Raw genomic sequence first — 7043 nt, 5'->3', positions numbered from 1 at the left:
GGCCGGGTGGGAGCTGGCGGTCATCCGGCACGGGCAGCTGGCCTCGGCCGGCTGTGCGCGCCGTGGGGTGCCGCCCATGCCCGTGGTGGACGCCATTTGCGCTGCGGCGCAGACGATCCTGCCGGAGCCCGCACCGCTGGGCGGGGCGCTGGTCGAAGAGACCGGGTTGATCGCGCGGTGGCTGGCGGGGCCCGGGGTGCGCATCGTGCATGCCGAACCGGGCTACTCCAGTCCGATCGGGTCGGCCGCGCGGTGGGCCGGCTGGGCCGCGCACGCCCGCTCGGCCCGGCTGGCTGCCCAGCAGCACGACGGCGCCGACCTCACCGACGACCGTTTCGGCATCGACCCGCCGGCGCGAACGGCCTACCCGCCTAGGCTTTCTGGGTGAACTGAACCCACTTGGCCAGCAGTTGCTCGGCGGCACCGGAGTCGATCGCATCGGCGGCACGGCGCAGCCCGGACTCCCACGCCGGCACCCACTGGGCATCGCCGGACAATCCGGCGTGGGCCACCATCGCACCGGCCGCGTTGAGCACGACCGCGTCGCGCACCGGGCCCTTGGCCCCGCCGAGCACCGAGCGCACCGACGCGGCATTGGCCTCGGCGTCGCCGCCGATCAGCTCGCTCAGGTCGGCACGCTTGAACCCGAATGCCGCCGGGTCCAGCGTGAGCCGCTCCACGGTGCCGGCCTGTACCCGCCAGATGGTGCTGGTGGTGGTCGTGGTCAGTTCGTCGAGTCCGTCGTCGCCGTGTACCACCAGCACACTGGATCCCCGCGCGGCGAACACACCGGCCATCACCTCGGCCAGGTCGCCCCAAGCGCAACCGATCAAGCCGGCCCGCGGTGCGGCCGGATTGGTCAGCGGCCCGAGCAGATTGAAGACGGTCGGCACGCCGATCTCGCGGCGCACCACCGACGCGTGTCGGTAGGACGGATGGAACTGCGGGGCGAACGCGAAGCCGATGCCGACTTCGCCGAGGCTGCGGGCCACATCCTCGGGGCCCAGGTCGATGCGCACACCGAGGGCTTCCAGGGTGTCGGCACCGCCCGACAGTGACGACGCCGCCCGGTTGCCGTGCTTGATCACGGGCACACCGGCGGCGGCCACCACGATCGAGGCCATGGTGGACAGGTTCACCGTGTTGGAGCCGTCGCCGCCGGTACCCACGATGTCGACGGCGGCGTTGCCGACCGCCTCGGCGGGCAGCCGGCGGGCATGCTTGAGCATCGCGTCGGCCAGCTCTCGCACCTCGGCGGAGTTGGGGCGCTTCATCTTCATCGCCACCGCGAAACCGGAGATCTGGGCGGGCGTCGCCGCGCCGGTCATGATCTGGTCCATCGCCCAGCTCGCCTGCCCCCGCAGCAGATCCTGGTGTGTCGTCAGCAGGCCGAGAATCTGCGGCCAGGTGGATACGTCGGAGTGGGGTTCAGCGAGAGGCACCAAGTGATGCTATCGCCTGGCCGGGGACGCCCCGGCGGGTCGACCACGGCCGGATCGCCGCCCGATCGCGACACAACCTCGATCAAATCGGAACCCGGGTGGAGTTAATCAACTACAAAGCGTCATACTTGCACCTGTGACGAGCGCTGTAGGGACTTCCGGAACCGCGATCACGTCTCGCGTACATTCGCTGAACAGGCCGAATATGGTCAGTGTCGGCACCATCGTGTGGCTTTCCAGTGAACTGATGTTCTTCGCTGGGCTGTTCGCGATGTACTTCACCGCGCGAGCCCAAGCACACGGCGTCTGGCCGCCGCCCCCCACCGAGCTCAACCTGTGGCTGGCCGTGCCGGTGACCGCCGTGCTGATCGCCTCCTCGTTCACCTGCCAGATGGGCGTGTTCGCCGCGGAGCGCGGTGATGTCTTCGGCCTGCGCCGGTGGTACGTCATCACGTTCTTGATGGGCGCGTTCTTCGTCGGCGGCCAGGGCTACGAGTACATCCACCTCGTCGAGCACGGCACCACCATCCCGGGTAGCGCCTACGGCTCGGTCTTCTACCTGGCGACCGGCTTCCACGGGTTGCACGTCATCGGTGGTCTCGTCGCCTTCCTCTTCCTGCTCGCGCGTACCCGCATGAGCAAGTTCACGCCGGCCCAGGCCACCGCAGCGATCGTCGTCTCCTATTACTGGCACTTCGTCGACATCGTGTGGATCGCCCTGTTCGCCGTCATCTACTTCGTCCGATGATCGGCTCGCCGATGCGTCCGTTCAGTCCGGTGATCCAGTCGATGAGAAGGGGTTCGATGACCACCAAGTCTCGCCGTCGGTTGCACCGGCGCCTGTCAGCGGCGGTGCTGCTGCTGATCGGGCTCGGTGCGGCGGGCGCCGTCGCGGCCACGCTGACACCCACCCCCCAGGTGGCGGTCGCCGACGAGTCGTCCTCGGCGCTGCTGCGCACCGGCAAGCAGCTGTTCGACACCTCGTGTGTCAGCTGCCACGGCGCCAACCTGCAAGGTGTGCCCGACCGTGGACCGAGCCTCATCGGCGCGGGCGAGGCGGCCGTCTACTTCCAGGTGTCGACCGGACGTATGCCGGCGATGCGCGGCGAGGCCCAGGCCCCGCGCAAGGATCCGGTCTTCGACGAGCACCAGATCGACGCGCTCGGCGCCTACGTACAGGCCAACGGCGGCGGCCCTGTCGTCCCGCGAGATGCCAACGGGCACATCGCCGATGAGTCGCTGCTGTCCGGCGACGTGGCCCGCGGCGGCGACCTGTTCCGGCTGAACTGCGCGTCCTGCCACAACTTCACCGGCAAGGGCGGCGCGCTGTCCTCCGGTAAGTTCGCGCCCGATCTCGGTGAGGCGTCCAAGGTGCCCGCGCAGGTGTACACCGCGATGCTCACCGGCCCGCAGAACATGCCGAAGTTCTCCGACCGCCAGCTCTCCCCGCAGGAGAAGGTCGACATCGTCAGCTATGTGCGGGAAGCGGCGGCCACCCCCAGCCCCGGCGGCTACGGCCTCGGCGGGTTCGGCCCCGCGCCCGAGGGCATGGCTGTCTGGATCATCGGGATGGTTGCCGCGATCGGTATCGCGATGTGGATCGGAGCACGTGCATGAGCGGTGACATCAAGGGCACCGATACCCCCGGGCAGACCGGCGTCCCCGGCCAGCCCACCGACGCCGAACTGGCGACCATGTCGCGCGAGGAACTGCTGGAACTCGGCGGCAAGCTCGACGGCGTCGAGATCGTCTACAAGGAGCCGCGCTGGCCCATCGAGGGCACCAACGCCGAGAAGCGGGCCTCGCGCACCGTCGCGTACTGGCTGCTGTTCGGCGGTGTCGCCGGACTGGCTCTGCTGGTGATCTTCCTGTTGTGGCCGTGGGAGTACAAGCCCTACGGGTCCGAAGGTGAATGGCTCTACTCGCTGGCCACCCCGCTGTACGGTCTGACGTTCGGGTTGTCCATCCTGTCCATCGGCGTCGGCGCGGTGCTGTACCAGAAGAAGTTCATCCCCGAGGAGATCGCCATCCAGGACCGCCACGACGGCCGGTCCCCGGAACTGCACCGCAAGACCATCGCGGCCCAGCTGGGTGACGCGCTGGACTCCTCGACCATCAAGCGGCGCAAGCTGATCGGGCTGTCGCTGGGTATCGGTCTCGGCGCTTTCGGGCTCGGCACGCTGGTCGCCTTCCTCGGCGGTCTGATCAAGAACCCGTGGAAGCCGGTGGTGCAGACCGCCGAGGGCAAGAAGGCCGTGCTGTGGACCTCGGGCTGGACGCCGCGCTTCCAGGGCGAGACCATCTACCTGGCGCGGGCGACCGGCCTGCCCGGCGAGTCCCCCTTCGTCAAGATGCGTCCGGAGGACATCGACGCCGGCGGTATGGAGACGGTGTTCCCGTGGCGGGAGTCCGACGGTGACGGCACCACGGTGGAGTCGGCGCATCACCTCGCCGAGATCGCCCTCGGTGTGCGCAACCCGGTGATGCTCATCCGCATCAAGCCCAACGACATGGGTCGGGTGGTCAAGCGTCAGGGCCAGGAGAGCTTCAACTTCGGTGAGCTGTTCGCCTACACCAAGGTGTGCTCGCACCTGGGCTGCCCCTCGTCGCTCTACGAGCAGCAGACCTACCGCATCCTGTGCCCGTGCCACCAGTCGCAGTTCGACGCGCTGCACTTCGCGCGCCCGATCTTCGGCCCGGCAGCACGTGCGTTGGCGCAGCTGCCCATTACCATCGACAAGGACGGGTACCTGGTCGCCAACGGTGACTTCATCGAGCCCGTCGGACCGGCATTCTGGGAGCGCAAATCATGAGCCCTGACCTTGCCAAGCTCGCCGCCCACCAAGGCGACGCGATCGATTCACGGTTCCACCCGTCGGCAGCGGCTCGCCGTCAGCTGAACAAGGTGTTCCCCACCCACTGGTCCTTCCTGTTGGGTGAGATCGCGCTGTACAGCTTCATCGTGCTGCTGATCACCGGCGTGTACCTGACGCTGTTCTTCGACCCGTCGATGGCCGAGGTCACCTACAACGGCGTGTACCAGCCGCTGCGCGGTGTGCAGATGTCGCGGGCCTATGAGACGGCCCTGGACATCAGCTTCGAGGTGCGCGGTGGCCTCTTCGTCCGCCAGGTGCACCACTGGGCGGCCCTGCTGTTCGCGGCGTCGATCATGGTCCACCTGGCGCGCATCTTCTTCACCGGCGCCTTCCGGCGGCCGCGCGAGGCGAACTGGGTGATCGGCTCGCTGCTGTTGATCCTGGCCATGTTCGAGGGGTTCTTCGGTTACTCGCTGCCCGACGATCTGCTGTCCGGGACCGGCGTCCGCGCCGCCCTGTCCGGCATCACGATGGGTATCCCGGTCGTCGGCACCTGGATGCACTGGGCGCTGTTCGGCGGCGACTTCCCCGGCGACATCTTCATCCCGCGCATCTACTCCCTGCACATCCTGCTCATCCCGGGTGTCATCCTGGCGCTCATCGCGGCACACATGATGATCCTGTGGTTCCAGAAGCACACCCAGTTCCCCGGCCCCGGCCGCACCGAGAACAATGTGGTGGGCGTGCGCGTCATGCCGGTGTTCGCGGTGAAGTCGGGTGCGTTCTTCGCCATCATCACCGGCATCCTGGGCCTGATGGGCGGCCTGCTGCAGATCAACCCGATCTGGCAGCTGGGGCCCTACAAGCCCTCGCAGGTGTCGGCCGGTAGTCAGCCCGACTTCTACATGATGTGGACCGACGGCCTGATCCGTCTGTTCCCGCCGTGGGAGATCTACATCGGCAACCACACCATCCCGCAGCCCTTCTGGATCGCCATGGGCATGGGTCTGGTGTTCGGTCTGCTGATCGCGTGGCCGTTCCTGGAGAAGAAGTTCACCGGCGACGACGCGCACCACAACCTGCTGCAGCGGCCGCGTGACGCACCGGTTCGGACGGCCATCGGCGCGATGGCGGTGTCGTTCTACATTCTGCTGACGTTTGCCTGCATGAACGACATCATCGCGCTGAAGTTCCACATCTCGCTGAACGCGACGACGTGGATCGGCCGCATCGGCATGGTGGTGCTGCCCGCGATCGTCTACTACATCACCTACCGGTGGGCGATCAGCTTGCAGCGCAGCGACCGGGCGGTGCTGGAGCACGGCATCGAGACGGGCATCATCAAGCGCCTGCCGCAGGGTGCCTACATCGAGCTGCACCAGCCGCTCGGCCCGGTGGACGAGCACGGTCACCCGATTCCGCTGGAGTACCAGGGCGCGGCCCTGCCCAAGCGGATGAACAAGTTGGGTTCCGGCGGTGCACCGGGGAGCGGCAGCTTCCTCAAGCCCGACCCGATCGAGCAGCACGAGGCGCTGACCGAGGCGGCCCACGCCGCCGAGCACAAGGCGCTGACGGCACTGCGGGAGCGCCAGGACAGCACCAACGGTTCCAACGGGCACCACTAGTTCGACAATCGGAAGGGCCCGCACAGCGAAAGCTGTGCGGGCCCTTCCGCTTTGGCGAACTACGTCACTCCCCTCCCCCGCCGGCCCCGGCACCGAGGTTCAGACGAGTGTGGGCCCTGTGCACGCCTTTACGGGTCTTGGCGTGCACAGGGCCCACACTCGTGAACCGAACGGGTTGGACGCCTGCCGGGCGAACTAAGCAGCGCTACCGGTGACGGCGTGCAGCTCGCGCAGGTAGAACCACGGGATCGCGGCCATCCCGACCGTGATCAGGCCGGCGACGATATACGCCGCCCACGCTCCGGTGTCGCTACCGGTGGCCATCAGATAGGTGCCGACACCGACGGCCAGCACCCCGGCGCCCACCGCACATCCGATGCCGGTGGTGCATCGCACGTACACCTCGTCGACGATCGCGGGCAGCGCCGGCCGCCGCCCCTCCGCAGCGGCAGAGGCGGCCGAAACCGTACCGGCACGACGCCGGCCGCCCGGCTTGGCGGTGATGGCGGCGATGTCGTCGGCGGCCGAGCCGCTGCTACCGGCCACCCCGCGCAGGGGGCGCTGGTTGCTGTCCCGGCGGGCCCGGATGAGCAACGGGATGGCCGCGGCGATGACGGCCGCCGACACCCCGATCACGGTGTAGAGCACCCACGGCGTATCCGAGCCGGACAGCTCGGCACGCACCGAACCGCGCCCGTTGCTCAGGTCGACCAGCGCGACGGTGGCCGCCACCCCGGCGCCGAGTGCGAGCAGCCAGACACCGGCGCACACGCCCAGCAGGATGCGGTCCAGGTTCTCCGGGCCGGACAATCGTCTCTCGTCGCGCATCAGCAGCTCGTCTGGGCGGCATTGCCGGTGTTGGAGGACAACACCGTGCCGTCACTGGTCGTGATGGAACAGTTCAGCCGGCTCACCAGGAAGAGGCTGGAGGCTTGCACCGACCCGACCTCGGACTGCGAGATCGGCGTGACCGTCAGCGACCACGGGATGTACACGTTGCGCTGGGTGCGGCTGCGGCCGGACGCGTCGATATAGGTGACGGTGATGATGTCACCGGGTGCCTTGGTGCCGGTCACCGAGTAGGTCACCTGGCGCGGACCGGCGGGCGTGGTGCTCGTCGGGGGCGGCGGCGGTGCCGTCGTGGTGGGGGGCGGCGGCGC

At 68.4% G+C, this 7043-nt stretch carries 7 protein-coding genes and 1 pseudogene; 5 read left to right on the top strand and 3 right to left on the bottom strand.

From position 1 onward, the window contains the following. A pseudogene (locus AWB94_RS00975) lies at positions 1 to 388 on the top strand (DEDD exonuclease domain-containing protein); the annotation flags it as partial. Here the strand turns inward: AWB94_RS00975 and trpD are convergent. Beyond that, positions 372 to 1442, bottom strand: a complete 1071-nt coding sequence (trpD, locus tag AWB94_RS00970; protein WP_085122190.1) for an anthranilate phosphoribosyltransferase — start codon at positions 1440 to 1442, stop codon at positions 372 to 374. The pseudogene AWB94_RS00975 and the gene trpD sit on opposite strands and share 17 nt — an antisense overlap. Before the next feature lie 136 nt (positions 1443 to 1578). On the opposite strand from trpD, the gene ctaE reads away from it, so the two are divergent. Genes ctaE through qcrB form a run of 4 tightly spaced genes read left to right on the top strand, consistent with a single transcriptional unit; the run spans position 1579 to position 5883 of the window. Next, positions 1579 to 2190: an aa3-type cytochrome oxidase subunit III gene (gene ctaE / locus AWB94_RS00965; RefSeq protein WP_062654634.1), complete on the top strand. Its 612-nt coding sequence runs from the start codon at positions 1579 to 1581 to the stop codon at positions 2188 to 2190. A 56-nt stretch (positions 2191 to 2246) separates the two neighbouring features. Further along, positions 2247 to 3059: a cytochrome bc1 complex diheme cytochrome c subunit gene (gene qcrC / locus AWB94_RS00960; protein ID WP_062654633.1), complete on the top strand. Its 813-nt coding sequence runs from the start codon at positions 2247 to 2249 to the stop codon at positions 3057 to 3059. Then, a complete protein-coding gene (qcrA, locus tag AWB94_RS00955) occupies positions 3056 to 4255 on the top strand; it encodes a cytochrome bc1 complex Rieske iron-sulfur subunit (RefSeq protein WP_062654632.1) in 1200 nt (399 codons plus the stop codon). The genes qcrC and qcrA overlap by 4 nt, the downstream gene beginning before the upstream one ends. Beyond that, a complete protein-coding gene (gene qcrB, locus AWB94_RS00950) occupies positions 4252 to 5883 on the top strand; it encodes a cytochrome bc1 complex cytochrome b subunit (protein ID WP_062654631.1) in 1632 nt (543 codons plus the stop codon). Before qcrA ends, qcrB begins: the two co-directional genes overlap by 4 nt. Positions 5884 to 6078: 195 nt before the next feature. Here qcrB and AWB94_RS00945 read toward each other — a convergent pair whose 3' ends face one another. Beyond that, positions 6079 to 6711, bottom strand: a complete 633-nt coding sequence (locus AWB94_RS00945; RefSeq protein WP_062654630.1) for a DUF2561 family protein — start codon at positions 6709 to 6711, stop codon at positions 6079 to 6081. Beyond that, positions 6711 to 7043 (bottom strand): MmpS family transport accessory protein (locus AWB94_RS00940; protein ID WP_234811564.1); only part of this gene is annotated, 333 nt, incomplete at its 5' end. The genes AWB94_RS00945 and AWB94_RS00940, both read right to left, overlap by 1 nt.

Source organism: Mycolicibacterium canariasense, from assembly GCF_002101555.1.
Classification (GTDB): Bacteria; Actinomycetota; Actinomycetes; order Mycobacteriales; family Mycobacteriaceae; genus Mycobacterium; species Mycobacterium canariasense.
The sequence above is the reverse complement of the archived record's forward strand: the minus strand, read 5'-3'. Positions and strand labels throughout refer to the sequence as shown.